Below are 25,800 nucleotides of genomic sequence, written 5' to 3'. Positions count from 1 at the left end.
CTGACTTTACCCGTTTCTCACAAATTTTTCATATTTCTGGAACAAAGCGGACAAGTCCGCTTCAACCTCCCTAAATCCCTCAATCTTTGATGGACTTGTTACGCTTTGCGCGCCAGATGCAGTCTGCTTTGGCAGACATATTCCTCATGCATCTGGTCGCATCCTCGCGGAGCGTTTTCATGTGATAGGAAAATTACGGAGTAATTTCCTATTACATGAAAAAACAGGCGGCTCTTTTACGAACCGCCTGTCTCATTATGCATATACTTTATCTTCTTCCAGAAGCACAGCTTCGCCGTCCTTTACCTCAACAATATTTACACCGCAGTTCGGCGGAACGCTTCCATGCCAGAAATTTTTCGGATCCTGATAAATGTTCTGCAGAAGTGCGCGCACTGCACAGCCGTGTGATGCGATCAGAATCGTTTTGTTTTGATAATCCGGATTACCGGTCACCTCTTCCCAGAAATCTTTCGTCCGTGCAAGAATATCTGAAATATTTTCTCCGTTCTTCGGACGTTCAAATTTCCATGGATCATTAAAAAACTTCTCCAACTGCTCATTCAGAAATACATGCTCATCTGTAAAGCAGACAACACCTTCCATTTCACCAAAATTGATCTCCTGGATTCTTTTGTCCTCGATGACCGGCACCTTATGTGGCTGCTTTTCAAGAATCAGTTCTGCCGTCCTTCGCGCTCTCACAAGTGGGCTTGTGATGCAGAGATCAAACGGGACTTCTTTTAATGCCTCACCCGTTTTCTCTGCAAGATCAATTCCCTTCTCTGCAAGTGGGATATCCGCCGCCCCCTGCACTTTGTGGAGTTTGTTCCACACGGTTTCCCCGTGCCGTACAACATAAAGTTTCATCAGCTTCTCAGCTCGATTCCAAGGTTTGTCAGGCCATTCAGGATTTTCTTCATTGTAGCTGTGATCTCAGCCTCTTCCAGAGTCTTGTCATGATCACGGAACACAACAGAATAAGCCATAGATTTGTATCCGGATTTGATCTGTGCACCTTCATAAATATCAAAGAGCTGATAAGATTCAAGGATCTTTCCGCCTCTCTGCTCCAGAACGTCTTCGATCTGGCCTGCAAGCACATGTTTCGGAACAACCATACTTAAGTCACGGGTAACTGCCGGATATTTGGCAATTCCGCTGAATTTGTGGTTGAATCCACAGAATTCAAGGATATCCAGAATATCGATCACTGCGACATATGTTCTTTCTCCGATTCCATAATTATCTGCAACGATCGGATGTACCTCACCGAGATAGCCGACTACTTTGCCTTCGTAGCTGATGCTGGCCTGTCTGCCCGGATGCAGGTATGTCTTGTTGCTGTCCGGTGTATAGTGAACTTTTTTCTTCATGCCGGATTTTTCGAAGAACTCTTCTACAACTCCCTTCATGTCAAAGAAATCACCCGCTCCGTACATGCCAAGAGTAAAATGTGTTCTCTCATCCGGAAGTTCTGTCAGCGGAAGTGCCTTTGGCAGATAAACTTTACCGATTTCATACAGACGAACACCTTTGTTTCTTCTGTTGTAGTTGGTCGCCAGAGAAGACAGCATACCGTGCAGTGTGGTCGTACGCATGATACTGTAATCTTCACCAAGCGGATTACTGATCGTAATAACTTTACGAAGATCACTGTCCTGCGGAATGCGAAGTTTATCGAATACCTTCGGGCTTTCGAAAGAATAAGTCATTCCCTCGGAGAATCCACAGTATTCTGCGATATCTCTTGCCACATTCTCGATGCGGAGTTTGAACGGAAGTTTACCTGTAGTAGCTTCTCCGTTTGGAAGTGTGGTCGGAATTTTATCATATCCGAAGAACCTTGCAACTTCCTCTGCTACGTCTGCCATGCAGTGGATATCCTGACGGAAAGTAGGCGCCACGATCTCGTTTGTCTCCGGATCCAGTGTCAGTTCAACTTTTGCAAGGTATGCAAGCATTTCTTCTTTTGTAAGGTCTGTTCCGAGAAGTGCATTGATGCGTTCCGGCTCAAACGGCACTCTGGAAGGCTCTCTTACTTCATTGCAGATGTCTACGCAGCCACCAACGACCTCACCAGCACCCAGTTCTTCCATAAGCTGGCATGCACGGTCGATTGCTGCTTTGGCATTGTTCGGGTCAAGACCTTTTTCGAATTTACCGGATGCATCAGTACGAAGTCCGATTCTCTTTGAAGAAAGACGGATGTTTGTGCCATTGAAGCATGCAGCCTCAAACAGAACCGTATGAACATTGTCTGTGATCATGGAGTTTTCGCCACCCATGATACCTGCGATACCGACAGCCTTCCTGCCATCGCAGATCATCAGAACCTGATCGTCCATCTCACGTTCCTGACCATCCAGTGTTACGAATTTCTCTCCTGCTTTCGCACGACGCACAATGATTTCTCTGCCTTCGATGGTATCCAGATCATATGCGTGCATCGGCTGGCCGTATTCTTCCATAACATAGTTTGTAATGTCTACAAGGTTGTTGATCGGACGGATGCCGTTAGAAGCGAGGCATCTCTGCATCCATTTCGGTGACGGTCCGATCTTGACATTTTTCACAACTCTTGCTGTATATCTCGGGCAAAGTTCCGGGTCTTCTACGGTAACTTTGATATAGTCAGATGCTTTTTCATCGTTTCCTGTTTCTTTGACTACAGGAGGAATAAATTTCTTATCAAAAGTAGCAGCTGCTTCTCTTGCAATTCCAAGTACTCCGTAGCAGTCTACACGATTGGATGTGATCTCATATTCGATAACAACATCATCAAGACCAAGTGCTTTGACTGCACTTTCTCCTACTACTGCATCTTCCGGGAAAATGTAAATGCCGTATTCCGGTGCTTCCGGATACATTTCTCTTGAGCTTCCCAGTTCTTCGATGGAGCACATCATACCGCAGGATTCTACGCCTCTGAGTTTTCCTTTTTTGATCTTGATTCCGCCAGAAGTCATCTTACCGTCATGTCCGCCGGCAACGCGTCCGCCATCCAGAACAACCGGTACTTTATCACCTTCTTTGACGTTCGGAGCACCTGTTACGATCTGAACAGTCTCTGTTCCGATATTCACCTGACAGATGATCAGTTTATCTGCATCAGGATGTTTTTCTATTTTTTCAATCTGTCCGATCACGATCTTGTCCAGATCTGCATCCAGTTTTTCGAAGCTTTCCACTTTTGTTCCTGACAGTGTCATGGCATCTGTGTATTCCTGGGCTGTTACATCCAGATCCGGCACATACATTTTAATCCAGGACATTGATGTATTCATGTTTTATATCCACCTTTCGAATTTTCATTATACTGCTGTGCAACTTAAAACTGTTTTAAGAATCTGACATCATTCTCATAGAGGAGACGCATATCATCGATCTCATATTTGAGAAGTGCAATACGTTCCAGACCTACACCAAACGCAAATCCTGTATATTCATCCGGATCAATGCCACACATTCTAAGCACGTTCGGATGAACGGTACCGCAGCCGAGGATTTCGATCCAGCCGGAACCTTTACAGAAACGGCAGCCTTTTCCGCCGCATTTAAAGCAGGAAACATCAACCTCTGCACTCGGCTCTGTAAACGGGAAATGATGTGGTCTGAATTTTGTCTTTGTCTCCGGCCCGAACAGTTCCTGTGCAAACTCCTGCAGAGTTCCCTTAAGATCTGCAAATGTAATATTCTTGTCGATGACAAGGCCTTCAATCTGATGGAAGGACGGAGAATGTGTTGCATCTACTTCGTCAGAACGGAATACACGTCCCGGTGCGATCATACGGATCGGCAGTTTGCCCTTTTCCATGGTACGTGCCTGTACCGGGGAAGTCTGAGAACGAAGAAGAATAGAATCATTGATAAAGAATGTATCCTGCTCATCTCTTGCCGGATGATCTTCCGGAATATTCAGTTTTGTAAAGTTATAATCTGCATATTCTACTTCCGGCCCCTCTACTACTTCGTAGCCCATCCCGATGAAAATACGTTCTACTTCTTCGAGTGCAATGCTGTTTGGATGACGATGACCGATCATTGCTTTCTTTGCCGGAAGTGTAACGTCGATCACTTCTGCTTTCATTTTTTCTTCACGAAGTGCTTCTTCCAGTTTCTTTCTGGTTGCTTCCAGATGTTCTTCGATCTTCACACGGGTCTCATTTACCATCTGACCTACTTTCGGACGATCTTCCGGAGCAACATCTTTCATACTCTTTAAGATTGCAGTCAGCTCACCCTTTTTGCCGAGGTAAGCAACTTTTACTTCATTCAGCCTCTCCGGACGATCTGATTCCTCGATCCGTTTTCTGGCTGCTTCAGCTAATTCCTGAAGTCTTTCCTTCATATCCATGATTTTACTCTCCTTTTTTTGACATAAAAAAAACCGTCCCCAAAAAGGGACGGAATTATAACCGCGGTACCACCCTGCTTCCCGTGAAACTATCCACAGGCACTTGAGTCATGCTTAACGCGCATCCACGTCGCTTCCTACTGAAAGTTCAGAAACGAAGCTCCGGCGGGAAAATAAGAAAATGTCTGAACTTAAAGGAGCTTACAGCCGATGACTCCTTCTCTCTGTAAGAAAACAATTTCCTGAAACGCCTTCACAGCTTTTCGCCTATCAGCCTTTATGATGCCACAGCGCAAAAAATCTGTCAAGCAGTTTTTTTATCTGCTGCCATACGGTATACTGCGCCTGGCGGAACTGTTTTTCAAAATATGCATTTAATTCTGCCCCGTAAAGCAAGAGATTCATGCACACATAAAGCCACAGCATGACCATGATCAGTGCGGACAGACTTCCGTACATATTACTGAAATTCGGAAAAAATGTAAAATAAAACGAAAAGAAATAGGAAAACAAGGACCATGCCACAGCAATGATAAATGCCCCCGGCACCTGACTTTTCAATGAAGCCTTTCTGTTTGGCAGGTATCTGTACAACACCAGAAAAACAAGAAAGAGCACAACAAAAACAAGAAATGTCTTGGCACTCAAAATTCTTCCTACTACCTTCCCGAGTAAGGGCATATGAACGATCAGTTCCGCATGTATCCGGTTACCCATAACCAGAAGAAGAAGACTGGTGATAATTGCAATAATAAACAAAAACATATATAACATCGAATACAACCGGTTCGTCAGCCAGTTTCGAGTCTCCTTTACGTGATAGATCACGTTCAGTCCCGCAATCAGGGACTGCATGCCCTTGCCGGAAGACCACAGTGCGAACAGACCGGAAATCGGTACGACTGCTGCACTCTTCGAGAATACTTCTGCGATGATCTTGAGGACAAAATCCTGCAAATTATCCGGAACAAACCCGATGATCACCTGTCTGAGCATCCGGTAAGTAAGCGGCGTATACTGAACAAGTGCGGTAAGCACCAGCACAAAAGGAATAAACGACATGATCAGGAAATATGCCGCCTGCGCAGCATATGCACCGATATGATCCTCCTGCATGCGCTTTATGAAACCAAGGATCAGCGCTATCGTGCCTTTTTCTGATTTTTTTTCCATATTTTTTCTCCCAGGGTCAAATATGTTTGTTGTACATTTTACCACGAAATCAACTTTCTGTCATCCCAGATTTTCGATTGTAATATTTTTGAAAAAATAATCCAGAATTTTCCTGTAATCATATCCCTGTTCTGCCATCACATTGGCTGCTGTCTGGCTCATCCCGACACCATGCCCGTAGCCGCCGCCTGTAATCTTCACGGATTCATCTTTTTTCATTTCCAGTTCAAAATATGCACTCGGTAACAGCTTTCCTCCTTCCGTCTCTGTGCCATCCTTTTCTGTGATCGTGCAGCCCTCCGGAGAAAGGAACTGCCGGATTTCATATTCATTTTTTAATTCAAAAGAACTGTCTTCCATACTTACTGTCAGCCCTGTCACTGCACCGCTTTCATTTCTTGTATTTATGGTAATCGCTGTCAACATACTGTTTTTGTCCTGATATGCTTTTGCCTTCTCTTCTATTGTTTTCCACGGAATTTCAACACTCCAGTGACTCCATGGTTCCCGTTCATCAAATTTGCATGGAACACTTTGCAGATAGGACGCAGCCTTTGCAGCACCCCAAATCTCATCTGTACTGGTCGCACCTGCCGAAGTTGAAAAATAATACGCGTCAATTGCTTCTCCATTCTGACATATGATCTGCCCGGTCGTCTCCTCAACTGCCTGTGTGGCAGAATCCTGCGGCAGAACATTTCCATACACCTGAAAGCTCACACTGTCATCCACATCCGCATCATATTCTGTCAGTCTGCCCTCCTGTATCTGTTTCCATGCATAAGTTCTGGCACATACTGCCTGTGCTTTCAGTGCCTCAAGCGAATACGATGACGGCATTTCACTTGGCACAACACCTTTCAGATATTCTTCCAGATACAGTTCATTTATCAGCAGAATCCCCTGCTCATCCGGTATAAGTTCCATACTTCCCTGATATACCGGTGCACCATCCTGACGCTTCAACGATTGAATACAGATGCCATTTTTTTGTGCCGGAATACGTATGGTTGTTTTTTTCTTTTGAAGTTCTTCCGCTTCATATCGTATTTCCCTGCCGTTATAAGCAACTGTCACAGACGAATGATAATACGATTGGAAATCACTGTCCGATATCAGCACACGAATTACCGGATCCGGCACTTCCGCATAAATTTCTGCCACGCATTTTGCCACTGTGACACTATAAAAAATCATACTTATCCCAATAAAAAATCCGACTTTCTTCATATTGCATTATATGAAGAAAGCCGGAAAAATAACTTTTATTTATTTTCTGACAGAGAAACAATAAATGGTCTCGGAATAATAGCGCTCACCGGCATCCAGAACCGGGGAATGGAACGCTTCTACATTGACTGCATTCGGCTCTACCTGTGTTTCCAGACAGAACGCTTCTCTCTGATTGTAGACATGTCCATTCTTGCCATGCTCGTTTTCTACAAAGTTTGCTGCATAGAACTGCACGCATGGGCAGTCACTCAGTACGCTCATCTCGATACCGGTCTTTTCGGACCATGCACGGGCAATCTCACGGACACTGGCTTTGTTATAATAATCGGTCACATAGTTGTGATCATAGCCGCCTGTAATCTTTAACTGCTCGAAGTCGGCTTCAATCTCATCGCCAATCTGATGTGGTATGCGGAAATCCATCGGGGTACCCTCAACCGGCGCATTCTCTCCAAGCGGAATAGATCCTTCTCCAACCGGTGTATAGGATTCAGCATGAATCGTCAGGTACTGATCCATTGCTTTCCCACTGCCCTCTCCTGCAAGATTAAAATAAGAATGGTTGGTCATATTTGCAACTGTTGTCTTGTCACAGACTCCTCCGTATACGATTCGAAGCTCATTGTTTTCTGTCATTTCATATGTAACAGAAACCTGAAATTCTCCCGGAAATCCATTCTCACCATCCGGACTGATTCTCGAAAACATTACTGCATTTTTATCTTCGGAAATCTCTGCTGCATTCCAGATTTTTTTCTCAAATCCATTCGGTCCACTGTGCAGATTGTTTTTGCCCTCGTTCGGTGTAAGGGTGATCTCCTGTCCGTCCAGCGCAAATCTGGAATCCGCAATACGGTTCCCGCTTCTTCCGATCGTCGCGCCAAAGAAGCATCCGTTAACCTCATAGCCTGCAAGATCATCATACCCCAGAACTACATCTGTAAGTTTACCTTCTCTGTCCGGTACACAAAGCTTTACCAGAATTGCACCAAACTGTGAAATTTCTGCATAGGCACCGGATTTATTTTCCAGATGGAAAATCTGAATTTCTTCTCCTGATGATAATTTTCCAAATGTTCGTTTTGTTACCATAACTTCCTCCCAAACCTGACTATACATCATACTTCTTCAAAAAAAGAGCCATATCTCTATGACTCATTTCTTTCTTAAGATCCGGAATGCCGTTCCCTTCCATTTGACGCCTAGCCTAAGCCAGGATGGGTGTCCGCAACCGAAGATCTGCCTACCACAACGAGAGGTCTGACATCACTCCGGCAATTTAGGAGTCCCTATTTGTCAATGTAGGTTCAAATAAAAAAGGGGGCTCGCACATTCCAGAAGTTATTTTCTTTTTTTATTGTACTCTATTATATGTGATTTTTCAACACATAATACTGGAAAAAAATTCTGTAAAAGGATTCTTTTCTGTGTGTGTTAAATCAGTGAATGCCAAGAACCTTTTTGACGGTATCCGGCATATCCGGTGCATCCACTACAATATCATGCAGTACCGGTGCTGTACGGATTTCTTCTACGGCTTTCGGTACTTTGACACCGGAAATAGCAGAAAGCTGATCCGCCAGTGCAAAGTCATCTTTATCTTCTGCTTTATCTGCGACAGCATCCATCACACTTCTTGTAAACTTATATGGACTTGCTGTAGATGCGATCACCGTCACAGTATGGTCATCTGTATCTTTCAGATATTTCTTATAAACACCTGCTGCAACAGCTGTATGCGGATCGATCACATAATCACTGTTTTTGTAAACATTATGAATGGTCTCTTTGGTCTCTTCTTCACTACAGTAATTTCCATAAAAATCAACAAGGCCTTTTTTCATTTCATCGGTGATCGTATACTCCCCGCCTTCACTTAAGGACTTCATCAGTTCTGCACATTTCTGTGCATCTTCGCCTGTCAGACGATAAATCAGACGTTCCAGATTGCTGGAGATCAGAATATCCATGGACGGAGAAGTTGTGAGGATAAAGTCTCTCTTTCTGTCATAAGTTCCTGTACGGAAGAAGTCAAAAAGGACTTTATTCTCATTAGATGCACAGACCAGTTTGTTGATCGGAAGTCCCATCTGTTTTGCATAGTAAGCAGCAAGAATATTTCCGAAGTTACCTGTCGGAACTACAACATTGATTTTTTCACCAGCTTTTACTTTGCCCTGTCCAACCAGTCTCGAATAAGCATACACATAATAAACGATCTGCGGAACCAGTCTTCCGATGTTGATAGAGTTCGCGGAGGAGAACTGGAATCCTGCTGCATCAAGCTCCGCTGCAAGTTCACGGTCATTGAACATCTTCTTGACTGCTGTCTGCGCGTCGTCAAAGTTTCCGGTGATTCCAACTACATAAGTATTGTCACCCTTCTGTGTTACCATCTGCTTTTCCTGGATCGGGCTGACACCGTGTTTCGGATAGAATACGATGATTCTGGTTCCCGGAACATCCGCAAAACCTGCAAGTGCCGCCTTTCCGGTATCACCGGATGTTGCAGTAAGGATAACGATCTCATTCTTAACTGCGTTTTTCTTTGCAGCAGTTGTCATAAGATGTGGCAGGATGGAAAGTGCCATATCTTTAAATGCAATCGTCGCACCATGGAACAGTTCCAGATAATAAGCACCATCTGCCTCATGAAGCGGTGCAATTTCAGAAGTGTCAAATTTCTCATCATATGCATTTGCAATACAGTTTTTCAGTTCTTCTTCTGTAAAATCTGTAAGGAAACGGCTCATAACCTCATATGCAGTTTCCTGATATGTCATCTGTGCAAGCTTCTCTGCCGGCACATCCAGTTTCGGAATCTCAGTGGGTACAAACAGACCTCCATCTTCAGAAAGTCCTTTTAAAATTGCCATGGAAGCAGTTACTGTTTCACCTTTGCCTCTTGTGCTCTTGTATAATACCTGCATGTATCCTTCCTGCCTTTCTTCGGGTTTGTTTCATTTTTGGTCACAGTATACCACGTTGCCGTGTAAAATTCCATACAAAATTGCAGAAAAACTTTTCCGCCTGTTTATTCATTACCTGCTGTAAAAAAAGGATTCCGGTAAAACATCATGTCTCTCCGGAATCCCTGTTATATATTTTGTAAAAATTCACTGCTGAACTGCTTCAGGATATGTATAGAATTCATGCACACCATGCTTGAACAGCTTTTTAAGGTTCTTATCAAACCACTTAATGTTATTCTTGGCTGCTGCTGATTTCTGGATAAAAAACAACGCACCTTCTGAATAATCTACACCTTCCAGTGCCTGTCTGACAGCTTCTTTTGTTTCGTCAGTAGGTACAACTTCTGAAATTCTGCCATCAGCTACCGGTGAAAACTGTGCCACACCATCTATATACTGCCAGATGACATCTGTCGCATTATTCGGAAACTCCGGATAATTAATACGATTCATGATTACGTTTGCTACCAGAACGCGACCTTTAATGTCCTCTGTGCCAGCTTCTGCCTCTACGATCTGCAGAAGATTCTCATAATCCTCATCCGACATCATCTTCGCAGAAGAAGAATGAGAAACTACCTGCGCATCAAAGTTATCTACTGTGGTCGTCATCAAATCGCTGACATTCATCTCCACCGCACTGCTGGTAACTTTGCTGACACGCTGACCAACAATCACATCATCACAGGAAATACCGATACGCTTGACAGTCATACCGGCTGACGGCGTTGCGTTTACTCCTGAAACCACACCTGCAATTCCGGTTGGCAGAGAATCATCCGTATAGTACGTATATGTGCTGCTTTTCTGCTCAGACGCTGCATAAACCTGATTCTGTCTTCCGCTTCCAATGAGCTTACATCCTCCGGTCACAGTCAGTACTGTAAGCGCACAGACACTAAGCGATACAAATCCATGAAGGGAAGAATTCTGTACTTTGCCGCCTTTATCCTTTCTGTTATGCTGTTTTGTTAATCCTGTTTTTCTCATACTCAAACATTCCTTGCATCTTTGTCATTACTTTTTTCGTTACTGTTTCGTGTTTTTAACTTTTCGTAACATTTCTGTAATGCATAAGAAAATTATATTTAATATGCATAGATATGTCAAGTAATTTTTTCCAGTACTGTTTTTCCTGACAGGATCATTATAACTTTCATGCCTCTGTATGGTCAATCATTTTCGTTCGACGTTTGTCCCTCAGATCCGACAATCGTTACCGTTCACAGCTGAAAACTCGTTTTAATTCGTCAGTTTTATTGTATATATGATGATTTATTTTTGTTTTATTTTGTTTTTTTATTGAAATTTTCCAAAAATTATACTATTATAAAAGCAAATAAAAGTTTGATTCTTTGAGAGGAGGCAACTATATGAGTAAACGTATTATCACAATCAATCGTATGTATGGAAGTAATGGACGGATAATCGGAAAGGCTCTTGCCGAAGAAATGGGAATCGGATTTTATGACCGGGAACTGATCGAGATGGCCAGCAGTAAAAAGCAGGTTCCGCTCAGCCAGTTTGCAGAGGTAGATGAGAAACGCCCAAGTCCATGGGGATTCCCTATTGACAGCGAACTACAGCTCGGTGTTGACCGTTATCCAATCCCCATGAATGATGTTTTATTTGGCATCCAGAGGGAAATCATTCTTTCTTTAAGCGATCAGGAAGACTGTGTGATCGTCGGCAGGTGTGCGAATAACATTCTCACTGACCATGCTCTGAAAGTTTTTATCTATGCACCATTTGAAGACCGTGTACAGACAGTTATGAAACGGCTGGATCGTGAGGAAAAGAGTGCCAGAAAGCTTGTTAAGAGAATGGACAAGGAACGTCGTGCGTATTTTGAGTTTTTTACGGATCAGAAATGGCTGGATATGGGACAGTATGATCTGTGTATTGACAGCAGTAAGTTCAGTCAGGAGGAGGTTGTGAAGATTCTGAAGGAAGCTGCGATGAAGAAGTAGATGGGGTTGCAGGTAACGAGCTGGAAAAAGGATATTATTTATATAATTCACGAAAGAGCCCTGTAGCAGGGAGTTCGCAGACGGCTTCGTCGTCGGTAATTTCTAAGATATGATCTGTCTGTAAAAGACATCCCCTGAAATCGTAAACTCGCGTCTTGCTCGAACAGTACGATTTCAGGGGATAATACAGCCAGAACATATCTAAGAAATTGCACGACTTCTGCAGATGTCTGCGAGACTCCCTGCTCAGGGTTCTTTCTGTGAGTTCTTATAATTAATATGGCTTCCGGCTCTTGAACTTTGGAATTGAGGGGAAGTGAGGTTTCCTGCCGTGAGTGTATTCAATAATTTAAGAGAGCATTCAAAAGAAAGTGTAAGTTCCTGTTACTGAAATCTTAAATAGTTCTCTAAAGATAAAAAAGCAACTTATCTCCGTCCTTTAATAATGTAAATAAATTCCGGTTTCTTCTCTAAGAATGCTTTGCAATGTAATCTTTCAAATATTCGTAAATCTGAGTTTCGGTTGGTGGACAGCCTTCTACGTGGCATCGGAAGTTTCGGGTGCAGTGGCCGACTCCGAGTTCGCCGGTCTTTCCGCGATAGCCCTGTCCAATGCAGATTTTTTCGTGCAGCTTTTCGAAAAGTCCTTCTTGTTTCAGCATATCGAGTGCAGGAATCAGGTAACCGTAGCAGGCGCTGCAGGATTCTACTTCTTCTACTGCATCTGCCACATCGACTACTTTTCGTCGTTCTGCGATGTGATGTTCTGCTGCTTCTCCCAGAATTTGGATATCTGCTTTTGAAATATCAGCGCAGCCCACGCCAAGTTCTGCTGCCATTTTTACATATGCTACTTCTTCTGCTTCATAATGTAACTGTTTGCAGACATAGGCATCAACCAGTACCGGATCCATCGCAGTCCAGATGCGGTTCATCACAACCGGATTGCCTCCGTCTTCAAAATCCAGATCTCCGCAGATATTATCAACCACAATGAAGTCCTGATGTATCCCTGTATTCAGATGTGCGATCGGCTTGTGCAGTCCCATTGCATGGAAGTGTCTTTTTTCTGTGTTTGGAATCAGCCCTTTCATGTTTTTCAGCGCACAGGTGATTTTTGTCTGACAGTGTCCTTTCATGACCGGCACATTGATAAGAAAATCGATTTTTTTTACACTCTCGCATATTTTCAGTTCCAGTCCACTGCAGTCTTTCACATAACTCTTATCTTTCTGTGTATCATAAAATCTGACATCATAATCCTCACAGAGACTGCGATATCCACAGACTTCAAAGGCATCCGCCGTACGATCTCCCACCCAGGATCCCTCCAGGATCATCATATTCTGAAAGCCATTTTCTTTCAGATATTCCAAAATCCCGGCTACGATTTCCGGATGTGTGGTGCCGCCATCGGACGGATCGGACGGCGATACCAGATTCGGTTTGATCCCGACCATTTTATTCCGGTCACCGATCAGCTCTGCAAGATTGCTTTCTGCAAGAAGCTCCTTTGTCATCTTTTTGTATTCTGTGCCATTTTTTATAAAAATCTGATTCTTATCCATAAGCAAGTACTCCTTCGTTTTATCTAAAATATTACTGTTCGCAGCAACTTTAAAATTCTTTGTTGTTTATAATCCTGCAACTGCATCCAACGGAAATCAGAACCACCACTGCAAATATGACAACACCTGATAACATGATATTTCCTGCAGAAAGTGAATCCAAAATCTCTGCTATATTATAAATTGTTCCATGAGATATTTCTATAATTTTTTTGCCGGCTATCCCCACAAGAAAAATTGCCGCAATAACCCCGAGCATTATAATCCTGCTTTTTTCAGCCTCATATTTTATGCGCAGCGGAATCACAAGTGCCAGAAGCAGACCTGCCACAAACAATGCCACAGCTGTTCCGACCAGAATATCTTCCACCATGCCATTTCCGGAAAGCTGCACTTTCATAATTCCAGCCAGAAATGAAACAGCACCTGTTATTAGTGTGATCAACATGCTCAGAAGATATTTTTCATAAACGTATTGTTTTCTGGTAACCGGCAGTGTCATAAGAAAATTCATTCCTTTTTCATAGCTGTCATATGACACAGTTCCGGCTGAAAGCCCGACGCTCATAACAATCATATAAGATGTAAAAAAAGCTGCACTGTCCTTTTTAGCTATCAGATAAACAACTCCAATCGCAAACACTGCCAGATATATTTTTATATTTACTCTGATCAATTCCAGATCTTTCACGATCAAGCCACTCATATGCTTTCTCCCTTTACCATCATTGTAATCACTTCGTCCACTGAGCCCTTTTCAATAACAATTCCCGGATAATTTTCCAGATAATAATTTTTCTGATCCGTCAGGCAGCTATAACCAAAGTTTTCTTTTTTTATACGCAGAATATATTCTTTATCCAGTTTTGCAAATTCTTGTTCTGGCACTTTTATAAAACCATATTCATCCAAAATGCGGTCCGTTTCTTCATGAAGTACTATTTTTCCATTGTGGATCATATAAACATCGTCACAAAAATGTTCCAGATCCCCGGAAATATGCGAACTTATCACAATCGAGCGTCCGGGAGTATCCATATAGTCACGCAGTAAATTAAGGATTTCTTCTCTGGCAATGACATCCAGACCTGCTGTCGGTTCATCCAGAATCAATAGTTTACTGTCGTGGCTGATTGCCAGGATCACTTTTAATTTTGCTTTCATTCCTGTTGAAAATTCTTTTATCTGTTTTTTCAATGGAATTTCCAGTTTTTCGCATTGTTTCTGAAAAAGATTCTCATTAAAATCTGTGTAAAAATTTTTCATAATGTGAATCACCTGCTGTACAGTCAGATATTCAGAAAAACCACTATCGGAAAATACAGTACCTATTTTTTCCTTTTCCATTACAGTCATATCTGATGCCTTTCTGTCCAGCACATTCACTGTCCCGTAATCCGGTCTGATCAGACCAAGCATCAGTTTAAATGCTGTACTTTTGCCCGCTCCATTTGCACCGATCAACCCGGTCACACAATTCTCCGGTATCTGCATATTCAGTTCCAGCGCAAAGTCATCATAAATCTTTTTTACATGATCCAGCTGTACTAACATACCCTGTCCTCCATTATAATCTGAAACGTTTCCTGTATCTCCTGATTCGTCAGGCCGCCTGCACGTGCCTTTCGCACTGCCTCCTCCAGTTCTTTTTCCAGTTCCTTTTTGCGCTCCTCCATCAGAAGCTCCTGATTTGTTTCCGCTATAAAGCTGCCTTTCCCATGTACTGTTACGACCAGACCTTCTGTTTCCAGATTATCATAGGCCTTCTTTACCGTAAGGGCACTTATCTTGAGATCTTTGGACAATGCCCGTACAGATGGCAAAGCACTCCCTGCCGGAAGGGTCCCGTCAATCACTTCTGCTTTGATCTGTGTCATTATCTGTTCATATATTGGCTCCATGGAAGTATGGTTAATTATAAGCTTCATATCTGCCTCCTTCACAAACAGTATATAACAGTATATTACTGTTGTCAACTGTTATATACTGTTTGTTTTATTAATTGTGACATTACCGCTTAATTCTTTGCAAAACAAAAGTCCTCTTTCTACCAGTTGCGGTAAAAAAAGAACTTTTGATATCGTCTTTGCTGACTTGCTTCTAATATTTAATTTTTCTGGTTTCACCTTTCAAGTATCTGTATTTGATATAATGAAGCAGTTTTTCTTCCCCATGATCATTCAAAATACGTAGAAGCGCTTCAAGTTCTTTCTTTGTCTGCGGATGGATAAACCAGAGCTTTTCTTTACTTTTCAGGAAATAATCCAGCGGCTGGCTGTCATCATAAGCATCTCCCAGATAATTTCTGGATGCACTGATCCGGTCAACCACCATCTCAGCTACATATTTTCGCGGCATCTGTGCGCCCATGATGACATGTTCCCCGTCAATGGAATAATCTACCCAGTGTTCAAAGTGGTGTTTGTTTCGACCTTTGTGATGCAGCCAGGAGGTAGATACACCAATGTCTTCTCTCTCTGCATTATTCGGACTTCTCGTTCCCTGATAGTATCTGCATCCGACAAAAAATTCTGTCGGAGAATACTTTGAAAGATCGTGAAGCAGTCCCTGCTTATATAACCCTATACGAAAACAATATTTCATTACGAGCAGTTTATGCCTCGTTATCGTTTTGAAGTGGAGCCACGGATGCATGTTCTGATTCCTCCTGCCTTGCTGTCAGCACCACGATCGTTCGTGGATTGATCTTGACAGCTTTTTTGTATGGTTCCTCCTGTTCACGGAACCACGGTTCTCCCGTCTCGGATGTGTCTGCTATCTTTTTCCAGTTCATTCCCTCCGGAAGATTCGGGAGTGCAATATTACGTTTTTCCCAGTGAAAATTCATTCCTATGTAAAGGAAATCATCTTCTGTGCCATCGTCCTTCTGTGCATAGGCACCGCAGTACATGATACCAAGGAGGCGGCTCGTGTTATCGCGGTTTAAAAACCATGCGCGCTCCCCGTGCACAGAAACATCCGGGAAACCTTTTGCCATATAATCTACTCCACGCATTTCTTTCGGCATATGAAGAATCGGATGATTTTTACGAAAAGCGATTGCCTCCTTCACAAAAGATGAAAGTCCGGTATATCTTCTGGCATTTTTCCAGTCGGTCCATCCGGTCGGATTGTCCTGACACCATGCATTGTTGTTACCATCCTGTGAATTGGCAAATTCATCTCCGCCATAGATCATTGGCGTACCCTGACCGAGCAACAGCATCAGAAAAGCATTTCGCATCTGCTGTTCTCTCATCCTGCGCACCGCCGTCTTTCGCGTACTGCCTTCTACTCCGCAGTTCCATGAATAATTAAATTCACTGCCATCCCGGTTATCCTCGCCATTTGCTTCATTGTGGCGATAATTATAAGAAACAGTATCATACAGCGTAAAACCATCCTGCGCCGCCATATAATTAACTGTACCAAAATTCCCGGTATTTCTTCGCATATGGAACTCTGCGCCGGAGATCATTCCTTCATCACTCTTGAGAAAACGTCTCATATCCAGCATAAATCCGGCATTATATTCCGCAAGCATATTTTCTGCATCTGCTTCCCCTGAAACATTTGAAAACAGCTTTTTTGTTCCATAAAGGATTGGGTCACGCTCAATCACATCCTGCTGCACCCCATCTCCCAACAGATGAAAACCATCCACATGATAGTAAAGCTTCCAGAACCACAGTGAGCGTATCATCTGTAAGGAAGGAGTTCCCTTAGGGAAATACATTTCCATAATGCACTCGATTCCTGCTTTGTGCAATGCCCGGATCATATCGCGAAACTCTCTGTCCGGTTCCTTCGTTGCACAGTACGAAGCTTTCGGTGCAAAATAAAATCCCCTGGTATATCCCCAGTAATTTATTCTGTCATCGGATTTCTTACGAACTGCCAGATTCACAGCATGATCTGCCTGCACACATTCCTGAAATTCATATGCCGGCATCAGTTCCACCGCATTGATTCCAAGCTCTTTCCAGTACGGAATCATCTCAGTAAGTCCTGCAAAAGTACCTCTTTTACGAAGTGCAAGCTTCGCCTGTCTGGTATATCCACGTACATGTATTTTGTAAAGGATCATTTCACTGTACGGAATCTCCGGTGCGGCGTCCCCCTCCCAGTCGTATTCTTTTTCTGAAAGAAATGCACAGCGAACCTCATGTTCATCTTTCGACAACGGCGCACCAAACTTCTCGCGCCCGCGAATCACACAGGCAAAAGGATCCTGTACGATTTTTCCAGCTATACGGAAATTATATTCATATCGTTCCTGTCTCAACCCGGTTACCAGCATTGCGCACATCCTGCCGGTGCGATACTCCTCTGTAAAGGGAAGCTCTGTTTCCGGTTCCGCAGCCCCCTTTCGATATAATACCAGTGAAGCTTCAGTATCTCCCGGAACCTCCACTGCAAAATTAATGCCGCTTTTCTTTTTGTTTACACCGGGGACTACCGGATCTCCCTTATACGCACAGATTCTGTTCTTTTTTTCCATTCCCGGTTCTCCTTGTCACTTTATTTCGCTCAGATCCATTATTTCTCAAAATCAATATCCAACTCTACCGGGCAATGATCTGAGCCCATAATTTCTGTATGGATCGATGCATCCTGAAGTCTATCTTTCAACGACGGAGACACAATAAAATAATCGATTCTCCATCCGGCATTCTTTTCACGTGCCTTAAAGCGATAAGACCACCAGGAATAGATTCCTTCTTTGTCTGGATAAAAATAGCGGAAAGTATCAACAAATCCACTTTCCAGCATACGTGAAAAGCATGCTCGTTCTTCATCGGTAAAACCTGCATTTTTGCGGTTGGTCTTCGGATTCTTCAGATCAATCTCCTGATGTGCCACATTCATGTCTCCACAACAGATCACAGGCTTCTTTTCCTGCAATTTCAGAAGATAGGCCAGAAAATCCCGTTCCCATTCCATTCTGTATTCCAGACGACGGAGTTCGCTCTGCGAATTCGGTGTATATACCGTAACAAAATAGAATTCTTCAAATTCAAGTGTGATCACGCGGCCTTCTTTGTCATGCGCTTCTATCCCGATTCCGTTCACTACCGACAATGGCTCTTTCTTTGTAAATACAGCTGTGCCAGAATAACCTCTGCGGTTCGCATAATTCCAGTACTGATGATACCCCGGAAGCTCCAGTTCCACCTGTCCCTGCTGGCATTTCGTCTCCTGCAGACAAAAAACATCTGCATTCAGCTCCTTAAATCTATCCTCAAAGCCCTTTGTAATACAGGCTCTGATTCCATTAACGTTCCATGAAATCAATTTCATTGTCTCATTTACTCCTTCAAATCGATCAAATGTCTGATATTTCCATTATACATGATTCATGATACAGTTTAAACATATTTTTTTATTTTCTTCTCACGCATTTTCTCTGTCTTTTCTCCGGCATTTTTGCTTTCCCGTTGTATTCGCTTCGGTTATCTGTTAAAATAGACTGATAATGAAAACAAAGTGAGGAAAATCAAATGAGTGACGAACTGAAAAATGGCTGTACGCCAAGCGACTGTGCTTCCTGCGGACTGGACTGCGGCAGCAATTCTTCCACCGAAAGCCATAATACCATCACCCTGACTCTGGACGATGACACCGAGATCGAATGCGCGATTCTGACTGTCTTCCCGGTAGATGCCCAGGAATATATTGCCCTGCTTCCACTTGATGAAAACGGACAGAATCAGGATGGAGAAGTTTATCTTTACAAATTCTCCCGTACCGAAAAAGGTGATCCGGTTCTTGCAAACATCGAATCCGATGACGAATATGCAAAAGCTGCCGAAGCTTTTGATATCGTACTGGACAATGCACGTAAAGCAGAAGCTGCCGGTGCACCGCTTGAATAATTTATTTTTTCTTAAAGAAAACGGAGGTTTCCGCCATTACCGGCTGAAACCTCCGTTTTAATTACGTCTTATTTCTTTTCTGTGGTGCTTCCGAATCCACCATTGCGGACTCCGGTTGCATCATCGTCTACTGTAATTCCGTATTCCACAAAAATCCCCTGCATAAAGCCTGTACCGGCTGTAATGCTGACAGTCTTATCTTCGTTGCTGTCATTTGTGATCTTTGCGAAAATATGACCTTCATTATCTGAATAGAAATAATCACTGTCGATGATACCGACAGTATTGTTTAACTGCAGACGGAATTTGAATCCAAGTCCGCTTCTCGGGTAACATTTCAGTACCCAGTCCTGTTCCATTTCCACACGGATACCAGTCGGGATCTTTGCAGTCTCTCCCGGTGCCAGTGTAATATCAACAGGAGCAAAAAAATCATATCCGGCACTTCCGGCGGTTGCCCTTAATGGAAGACGGATGTTTGCGTAAACAGATGAAATCTCTGTCTCATCTGCTGTCGGAAAAGTATCTTTCCAATCCTTTACAAACTGTGCAGGACTTACTTTATGAAATTTTGCGATTCGTCTCATGCTGCCTCCTGTGCCTCATTATATAACAGGTATTTTGCTTTTGATCTTGCAATTTAATCTTGCTTAATTTGCACAATGTAAAACAATTTTCCCCTCGCGAAGTGTCGCGGGAACATTAATGACACGCTGATTGGAAGATCCTTTCCATCGAAGAGAGGTATCTGCTTTATCAACCTGAAACTCTCCGTCTACACAGACATCCAGATACTGTACGACTGCTTCATTCTGTATTTCCTCCCATGTAGAACCGGTATACAGCCAGATTGTCTTGTTCGGATATCTTTCACGGATTTTTTTTGCAAAAGCGGTAACTGCTGAAATGTTTGATGGATGCAGTGGATCACCTCCTGAGAAGGTGATCCCACTGACATAATCTTTATCCAGCTCTGTAAATATCTCGGCTTCCTCCGCTTCTGTAAATGCAAGTCCACCATTTGGATCCCAGGTGATCGGGTTCTGACAATCCCGGCAGCAGTGATTGCAGCCGGCAACCCACAGAACGACCCGAAGCCCGTCTCCGTTCAGCATATCATCTTTGGTTATATTATGATATCTCATATTTATGCTTCTTCCGGTACATCCTTAATACTAAAACTCATTCTTCCCATCTTGTCTTTACCAAGGCAGATAACTTTTACCTTATCACCAAGAGTCAGAACATCTTCTACACGGTTGATTCTGTGATCACTGATCTTGGAGATATGAACCATACCTTCTTTGCCAGGAGCAAACTCAACGAATGCACCGAATTCTTTGATGCTTACAACAGTACCTTCAAAAATCTGTCCTGCTTCGAAATCCGTTGCGATCGTCTTGATCATTTTCTTTGCTTCATCCATACCGTGCTGGTCAACACCGCAGATAGAGACTGCTCCTTCATCTGTAATGTCGATCTGTACACCTGTACGCTCGATGATCGCGTTGATGGTCTTTCCTCTCTGACCTACGACATCACCGATCTTCTGAGGATCGATCTGGATCTGAACGATCTTCGGTGCATATTTGTTTACATGATCACGAGGTGCTGCGATACATTTTTCCATAACCTCTGTGAGGATGTACTCTCTTGCTTCTTTTGTTCTGCGGATTGCTTCTTCTACGATCTGTCTTGTCAGACCATGAATCTTGATATCCATCTGAATTGCAGTAATACCGTCATGTGTACCGGCAACCTTGAAGTCCATATCTCCGAAGAAGTCTTCCAGACCCTGGATATCTGTCAGAACGATGTAATCATCATCTGTAGCACCTGTTACCAGACCACAGGAAATACCTGCAACCGGTTTGCGGATCGGTACACCTGCTGCCATAAGAGACATGGTAGATGCACAGATACTCGCCTGAGAAGTAGAACCGTTGGATTCGAATGTCTCAGATACTGTACGGATTGCGTACGGGAATTCCTCTGCTGACGGAAGTACCGGTACAAGAGCTCGCTCAGCCAGTGCTCCATGTCCGATTTCACGACGTCCCGGTCCTCTGGACGGTTTGGTCTCACCTACAGAATAGGACGGGAAGTTGTAGTGGTGCATATATCTCTTGGATGTTTCGAATTCATCCAGTCCGTCGATTCTCTGTGCTTCGGAAAGCGGAGCCAGAGTTGTCATTGTACAGATCTGTGTCTGTCCACGTGTGAACATTGCGGAACCATGAACTCTCGGGATGATGTCTACTTCTGCAGCCAGAGGACGGATCTGTGTGATCTGACGGCCGTCCGGACGTTTGTGATCTTTGAGGATCATCTTACGTACAGTCTTCTTCTGGTACTGGTATACAGCCTCACCGAGAACTGCCAGCCATTCTTCATTGTCTGCAAATGCATCCTGAAGTCTTGCTGTAATCTCACGGATATTTTCTTCTCTTGTCTGTTTGTCGTCTGTGAATACAGCTTCTTCCATTTCTTCAGAAGGAACAATCTTTTTGATTGCCTCAAACAGTTCTTCCGGAACTGCACAGGAAGCATAAAGATGTTTTTCTTTGCCGCACTCTGCAACAATCTTATCGATAAAGCGGATGATCTCCTGGTTTACATCATGTGCTTTGTAAATTGCTTCGATCATGGTGTCTTCCGGAACTTCATTTGCACCGGCTTCGATCATGATAACTTTTTCTCTGGTAGAAGCAACAGTAAGCTGAAGATCAGAAAGTTCTTTCTGAGCAAGTGACGGGTTGATGATGAACTCGCCATCGATCAGACCTACCTGTGTGGTTGCGCATGGACCATCAAACGGAATATCTGAAATACAGGTTGCAATGGAAGAACCAAGCATAGCCGGGATTTCCGGATTACATTCCGGATCTACAGACATAACCATGTTTACCAGAGTAACATCGTTTCTGTAATCTTTTGGGAACAGCGGACGCATCGGACGGTCGATAACACGGGAAGTCAGGATTGCATGCTCGCTTGCCTTTCCTTCTCTCTTATTGAATCCACCCGGAATTTTGCCTACTGCATACATTTTTTCTTCGTATTCAACGCTCAGAGGGAAGAAATCAATTCCTTCTCTCGGCTCTTTGGATGCTGTTGCTGTGGAAAGTACAGTAGTGTCACCGTAATGCATCAGCGCTGCACCATTTGCCTGCTTTGCAACACGACCGATATCTACAGTCAGCGTTCTGCCGGCTAATTCCATAGAATAACTTTTGTACATACTTTTTCTCCTTTAAAATCTGTGTTTGACATTGTAAACAGAAGCCCGAAACAACTGAAAAAACCATTGGCCGCAATGAGCTTTTCAGTAGTCTCGGAAATAACTTCTGTTATTGTTTTTTGGAATTTTGTGTCTGACAGGTTCAGATGTTTTTATATGCAAAAATGGGGCGGATGGTTATCCGCCCCGTCCGCATACTAATTATTTTCTTAAACCTAATTTTTCAATCAGTGCACGGTATCTTTCGATGTCTGTTTTCTTCAGGTATGCCAGAAGTCCACGTCTCTGTCCAACCATCTTCAGCAGACCGCGTCTGGAGTGATGATCTTTGTGATGTGTCTGTAAATGCTCTGTCAGTTCCTGAATTCTTGCTGTAAGAACTGCAACCTGTACTTCCGGTGAACCTGTGTCGCCTTCACATCTTGCATATTCTTTCATGATTGCCTGTTTTTTTTCTTTTGAAATCATTCTGATTTCCTCCTTAAAATAATTTGATAATTAATGAACCGCCACATATTAAGAAACGGTTGGAGATTCCAATCTCTGAATATGGGCTGATTTACACCTCGACTAGTATAGCATAAAACAAATGACGTGTAAATAATTATTTTGATTCAAAGCGTAAAGTTTTTTGCGAACTATTCTCATTCTGAAAATATTCTTTTCCGGACTGAATATCTTTCCGAATCTGCGCCTTGAGCGCTTCAAATGAAGTAAACTTCTGCTCCGGACGGGTAAATTTATAAAAATCAACGGTACATTCTCTTCCGTAAAGATCCAGATCACAGTCAAACAGATTCGTCTCCACACCAAGAAAACTTTCTCCGACCGTCGGTTTGTATCCGACATTGGTGATTCCCGGATAATCTCCGTCTTCAAAATGAGACATAGTGACATACACTCCATTTGGCGGCATCAGCTTCGATTTTGGCGGAATGATATTGGCAGTAGGAAAGAAATCCCTGTGTCCCAGCCCCCGGCCATGTTCAATTCTTCCTGACACGCAAAAAGGTCTTCCGAGAAGATCCCGTATCTTTTCCATGTTGCCCTTTTTTAATTCTTCACGGATATAAGTACTGCTGATCTTACGGTTTCCCTCCATCTCTTTTGAAATGACAACCGTCTCGTATTCATATTTTTCACCGAATTTCTGCAGTAATTCCGGTGTTCCCTTCCGTTCATATCCAAAGCGGAAATCCTCACCGACAACTACGCATTCTGCCTGCAGATCACCTTTTAAAATCTGACGGATAAAATTTTCGGCCTTCATATGCTTGATTTCATCATTCAGCGGACACTCCAGAAGAACATCGACTCCCATTTTTGCGAGATATGTCCGCCGTTCTTCGGAAGTAAAAATCATCTGCCTGTCAGAAACAAACGCCATCACTACGGCAAGTTCTCCATATTCTTTTTTGCGCTCCAGAATTGTCCGGATCAGTTTCCTGTGTCCACGGTGGATACCATCAAATTTGCCAAGTGTCACTGCACTTTTGGTAAGCTTCGGAAACTGCCCGCTCAGTCTTACGTATTCCATATTATGCTGTTACTCCTGCCTACAAAAACATCTTCTGGGGCTGATAGCGGTTTTTTGCCTCATCCCACTGATAAATCCCTTTAAATTCACCCTGACTGTCACACATCCGAACCCATCCTTCTTTGTGGCTGCCTTTTACAAAATATTCCGTAAGGGCATTTCCGTTTTCAAGAAGGCGGTCACCTTCACGTGTGCAAAAAATTTCCGGATAATCTTTCAGTACCTGCCCGATACGGATCACCCGGTCTTCAATCGTACCATCTTTGACTGCATCTTCTACTTCTGCAAGTGTCATGCTGTCTTCCCATGTAAAGTTTCCTGATCTGGTACGGATCAGTTCTTCCATACAGCCGCCGCATCCAAGCTTCTGCCCGATATCATGGCAGAGCGTACGAATGTAAGTTCCCTTACTGCACGTAACAGAAAAACGAACATACGGAAGATTTATTTCTTTTATATCAATTTCATAGAAATGAACCGTCCTTGCCTTACGCTCCACGGTTTTTCCTTCTCGTGCAAGCTCATAGAGCTTTTTGCCGTCTACTTTCAGAGCAGAGTACATCGGCGGAATCTGCTGGTATTCTCCGACAAATTCCCGAATCACAGCCTCGACTTCCTCTTCTGACACTTCAACAGTTTTCTCACAGAGAACGGTTCCTGTCATATCCTGTGTGTCAGTCTCCAGTCCAAGATGCAGAAGCGCCTCGTATGTCTTCTGCTTATCAGTCAGAAGATCTACAAGTTTGGTTGCTTTTCCAAGGACTACCGGAAGCACACCTTCTGCTTCCGGATCAAGTGTCCCTGTATGTCCGATTTTTTTCATATGGAGGATTCCGCGCAGCTTCGCAACGACATCAAAGGAAGTAAAACCCTTTTCTTTGCGGATATTCAGTACGCCATCCATTATGCGTCTTCCTCCTCAGCCAGCTGTCGTTCAATCTCTGCCGTGATATTATTGATCACATCGTACATAGAGCCATGCAGATCACATCCTGCTGCCCTTGTATGTCCGCCGCCGCCAAAGAAAACAGCAACTTTACTTACGTCCACTTTGCCATTCGAGCGAAGAGAAACTTTGAAAGTCTGTGTCTCTGTCTCATAAATAAACATTGCAACTTCTACTCCTTTTGTAAGGCGGAGCTGACTTACGATACCATCCAGATCGCTGCCCTCAACACCGTAGAAATCCATATCTCTTCTTCGCAGATAGCCAATAATGCATGTACCGTTCTGGAGAAGGATGCTTTCTGCAAGCACACGTCCCATAACCTGATTCTGAATATATGTTTTCTGATAGAAAGATTCATCAATGATCCTGCTGAACGGAATTCCGGTCTTCATCAGCTCACCGGCAATGCGCATGGTCTCCGGTGAAGTAGATGAATACTGGAATACACCGGTGTCGTGCACCATTCCTGTGTAGATTGCGGTTGCGATCGGAAGTGTCACCTTCTCAGGATCGAGGATTCCGTACAGCACCTCACAACAGGAACTGATATCTCCCTGAACATGGTTGATATCCGCAAATCCCTGATTGCTCACATGATGGTCAATGCAGACAGTCTTCTTAGCTTTTTCAAAAAGTTCACCTGCAAGTGCCAGACGGTCTCTGGCACTGACATCGCAGGTAATAAAGAGGTCAAATACTCTGTCATCTGCCTCTGTTTTTATTTCATCGATACATTCAATATGTCCGAAGATCGGCTTCGGATGATCCAGATAAACGTTCACATCAATGTCCGGAAAATATGTTCTGATATACAGATACAGTGCCATACAGGAGCCGACACAGTCGCCATCCGGACGGATATGTCCGCCAATCCCGACAGTTTTTACACTTTCCAGTACTTCTGCTATATTTTTCATGGTCATT

At 43.4% G+C, this 25,800-nt stretch carries 24 protein-coding genes, 1 other RNA gene and 1 other annotated feature; of the genes, 2 read left to right on the top strand and 23 right to left on the bottom strand.

Going from position 1 to position 25,800, the window contains the following annotated elements:
- Nucleotides 1-255: 255 nt before the first annotated feature.
- The 9 genes from H8Z79_RS07450 to H8Z79_RS07415 form a co-directional block, all read right to left on the bottom strand.
- On the bottom strand, nucleotides 256-870 hold the full coding sequence (locus H8Z79_RS07450; protein ID WP_182279223.1) for a histidine phosphatase family protein: 615 nt from the start codon (nucleotides 868-870) through the stop codon (nucleotides 256-258).
- Nucleotides 870-3,287, bottom strand: a complete 2,418-nt coding sequence (gene pheT / locus H8Z79_RS07445; protein ID WP_118039515.1) for a phenylalanine--tRNA ligase subunit beta — start codon at nucleotides 3,285-3,287, stop codon at nucleotides 870-872. Before pheT ends, H8Z79_RS07450 begins: the two co-directional genes overlap by 1 nt.
- 44 nt (nucleotides 3,288-3,331) lie before the next feature.
- The gene (pheS, locus tag H8Z79_RS07440; protein WP_072523307.1) at nucleotides 3,332-4,351 is read right to left on the bottom strand and encodes a phenylalanine--tRNA ligase subunit alpha; all 1,020 of its coding nucleotides are present in this window, start codon (nucleotides 4,349-4,351) and stop codon (nucleotides 3,332-3,334) included.
- A 48-nt stretch (nucleotides 4,352-4,399) separates the two neighbouring features.
- Nucleotides 4,400-4,623 (bottom strand) — a binding site (T-box leader).
- Nucleotides 4,624-4,627: 4 nt separating this feature from the next.
- The gene (locus H8Z79_RS07435) at nucleotides 4,628-5,530 is read right to left on the bottom strand and encodes a YihY/virulence factor BrkB family protein (RefSeq protein ID WP_015542908.1); all 903 of its coding nucleotides are present in this window, start codon (nucleotides 5,528-5,530) and stop codon (nucleotides 4,628-4,630) included.
- A 60-nt stretch (nucleotides 5,531-5,590) separates the two neighbouring features.
- Entirely contained in the window at nucleotides 5,591-6,727 is a 1,137-nt protein-coding gene (locus tag H8Z79_RS07430; RefSeq protein WP_015542909.1) for a SpoIID/LytB domain-containing protein, read from the bottom strand.
- Between the two features lie 72 nt (nucleotides 6,728-6,799).
- A complete protein-coding gene (locus tag H8Z79_RS07425; protein WP_118039517.1) occupies nucleotides 6,800-7,855 on the bottom strand; it encodes an aldose epimerase family protein in 1,056 nt (351 codons plus the stop codon).
- A 74-nt stretch (nucleotides 7,856-7,929) separates the two neighbouring features.
- Nucleotides 7,930-8,107, bottom strand: a non-coding RNA gene (ssrS, locus tag H8Z79_RS17665) — 6S RNA.
- Nucleotides 8,108-8,202: 95 nt separating this feature from the next.
- Entirely contained in the window at nucleotides 8,203-9,693 is a 1,491-nt protein-coding gene (gene thrC, locus H8Z79_RS07420; protein WP_118039518.1) for a threonine synthase, read from the bottom strand.
- Nucleotides 9,694-9,879: 186 nt separating this feature from the next.
- A complete protein-coding gene (locus H8Z79_RS07415; protein WP_118039519.1) occupies nucleotides 9,880-10,725 on the bottom strand; it encodes a cell wall hydrolase in 846 nt (281 codons plus the stop codon).
- 383 nt (nucleotides 10,726-11,108) lie between these two features.
- Between H8Z79_RS07415 and H8Z79_RS07410 the strand changes: the two genes are divergently transcribed.
- Nucleotides 11,109-11,705: a cytidylate kinase-like family protein gene (locus tag H8Z79_RS07410; protein WP_118039520.1), complete on the top strand. Its 597-nt coding sequence runs from the start codon at nucleotides 11,109-11,111 to the stop codon at nucleotides 11,703-11,705.
- A gap of 470 nt (nucleotides 11,706-12,175) precedes the next feature.
- Here H8Z79_RS07410 and H8Z79_RS07405 read toward each other — a convergent pair whose 3' ends face one another.
- From H8Z79_RS07405 to H8Z79_RS07375, 7 genes are all read right to left on the bottom strand, one after another.
- The gene (locus tag H8Z79_RS07405; RefSeq protein ID WP_118039521.1) at nucleotides 12,176-13,273 is read right to left on the bottom strand and encodes a DUF362 domain-containing protein; all 1,098 of its coding nucleotides are present in this window, start codon (nucleotides 13,271-13,273) and stop codon (nucleotides 12,176-12,178) included.
- 49 nt (nucleotides 13,274-13,322) lie between these two features.
- Nucleotides 13,323-13,979, bottom strand: a complete 657-nt coding sequence (locus tag H8Z79_RS07400; RefSeq protein ID WP_118039522.1) for an ABC-2 transporter permease — start codon at nucleotides 13,977-13,979, stop codon at nucleotides 13,323-13,325.
- On the bottom strand, nucleotides 13,976-14,827 hold the full coding sequence (locus tag H8Z79_RS07395; RefSeq protein WP_118039523.1) for an ABC transporter ATP-binding protein: 852 nt from the start codon (nucleotides 14,825-14,827) through the stop codon (nucleotides 13,976-13,978). Before H8Z79_RS07395 ends, H8Z79_RS07400 begins: the two co-directional genes overlap by 4 nt.
- Complete coding sequence (locus tag H8Z79_RS07390) at nucleotides 14,821-15,201, bottom strand: GntR family transcriptional regulator (protein WP_118039524.1); 381 nt, start codon at nucleotides 15,199-15,201, stop codon at nucleotides 14,821-14,823. Before H8Z79_RS07390 ends, H8Z79_RS07395 begins: the two co-directional genes overlap by 7 nt.
- 172 nt (nucleotides 15,202-15,373) lie before the next feature.
- Nucleotides 15,374-15,928 (bottom strand): DUF5662 family protein, encoded by a 555-nt coding sequence (locus H8Z79_RS07385; protein WP_118039525.1) that lies wholly within the window; start codon nucleotides 15,926-15,928, stop codon nucleotides 15,374-15,376.
- The gene (locus H8Z79_RS07380; protein WP_118039526.1) at nucleotides 15,888-17,774 is read right to left on the bottom strand and encodes a Type II secretory pathway, pullulanase PulA and related glycosidase; all 1,887 of its coding nucleotides are present in this window, start codon (nucleotides 17,772-17,774) and stop codon (nucleotides 15,888-15,890) included. Before H8Z79_RS07380 ends, H8Z79_RS07385 begins: the two co-directional genes overlap by 41 nt.
- Nucleotides 17,775-17,812: 38 nt before the next feature.
- Nucleotides 17,813-18,574, bottom strand: coding sequence for an exodeoxyribonuclease III (locus tag H8Z79_RS07375; protein ID WP_015542972.1), 762 nt, complete (start codon nucleotides 18,572-18,574; stop codon nucleotides 17,813-17,815).
- Nucleotides 18,575-18,774: 200 nt separating this feature from the next.
- On the opposite strand from H8Z79_RS07375, the gene H8Z79_RS07370 reads away from it, so the two are divergent.
- Complete coding sequence (locus tag H8Z79_RS07370; protein ID WP_015542973.1) at nucleotides 18,775-19,149, top strand: DUF1292 domain-containing protein; 375 nt, start codon at nucleotides 18,775-18,777, stop codon at nucleotides 19,147-19,149.
- Nucleotides 19,150-19,217: 68 nt separating this feature from the next.
- On the opposite strand, the gene H8Z79_RS07365 is transcribed toward H8Z79_RS07370, so the two are convergent.
- The 7 genes from H8Z79_RS07365 to H8Z79_RS07335 all read right to left on the bottom strand — a co-directional run bounded on the left by H8Z79_RS07365 (nucleotide 19,218) and on the right by H8Z79_RS07335 (nucleotide 25,793).
- Complete coding sequence (locus H8Z79_RS07365; RefSeq protein ID WP_118039527.1) at nucleotides 19,218-19,736, bottom strand: dCTP deaminase/dUTPase family protein; 519 nt, start codon at nucleotides 19,734-19,736, stop codon at nucleotides 19,218-19,220.
- A 63-nt stretch (nucleotides 19,737-19,799) separates the two neighbouring features.
- The gene (gene nrdG, locus H8Z79_RS07360; protein ID WP_015542975.1) at nucleotides 19,800-20,294 is read right to left on the bottom strand and encodes an anaerobic ribonucleoside-triphosphate reductase activating protein; all 495 of its coding nucleotides are present in this window, start codon (nucleotides 20,292-20,294) and stop codon (nucleotides 19,800-19,802) included.
- Nucleotides 20,295-20,296: 2 nt separating this feature from the next.
- The gene (locus tag H8Z79_RS07355) at nucleotides 20,297-22,390 is read right to left on the bottom strand and encodes a polyribonucleotide nucleotidyltransferase (protein WP_118039528.1); all 2,094 of its coding nucleotides are present in this window, start codon (nucleotides 22,388-22,390) and stop codon (nucleotides 20,297-20,299) included.
- Between the two features lie 201 nt (nucleotides 22,391-22,591).
- On the bottom strand, nucleotides 22,592-22,858 hold the full coding sequence (gene rpsO, locus H8Z79_RS07350) for a 30S ribosomal protein S15 (protein WP_015542977.1): 267 nt from the start codon (nucleotides 22,856-22,858) through the stop codon (nucleotides 22,592-22,594).
- A gap of 136 nt (nucleotides 22,859-22,994) precedes the next feature.
- Nucleotides 22,995-23,927 (bottom strand): bifunctional riboflavin kinase/FAD synthetase, encoded by a 933-nt coding sequence (locus tag H8Z79_RS07345; RefSeq protein WP_118039529.1) that lies wholly within the window; start codon nucleotides 23,925-23,927, stop codon nucleotides 22,995-22,997.
- Between the two features lie 19 nt (nucleotides 23,928-23,946).
- On the bottom strand, nucleotides 23,947-24,831 hold the full coding sequence (gene truB, locus H8Z79_RS07340) for a tRNA pseudouridine(55) synthase TruB (RefSeq protein WP_118039530.1): 885 nt from the start codon (nucleotides 24,829-24,831) through the stop codon (nucleotides 23,947-23,949).
- The gene (locus H8Z79_RS07335) at nucleotides 24,831-25,793 is read right to left on the bottom strand and encodes a DHH family phosphoesterase (protein ID WP_118039531.1); all 963 of its coding nucleotides are present in this window, start codon (nucleotides 25,791-25,793) and stop codon (nucleotides 24,831-24,833) included. The genes truB and H8Z79_RS07335 overlap by 1 nt, the downstream gene beginning before the upstream one ends.
- Nucleotides 25,794-25,800 lie beyond the last annotated feature (7 nt).

The organism is Blautia intestinalis, from assembly GCF_014297355.1.
Lineage (GTDB): Bacteria > Bacillota > Clostridia > Lachnospirales > Lachnospiraceae > Blautia_A > Blautia_A intestinalis.
This window is presented reverse-complemented; position numbering and strand designations above follow the sequence as displayed.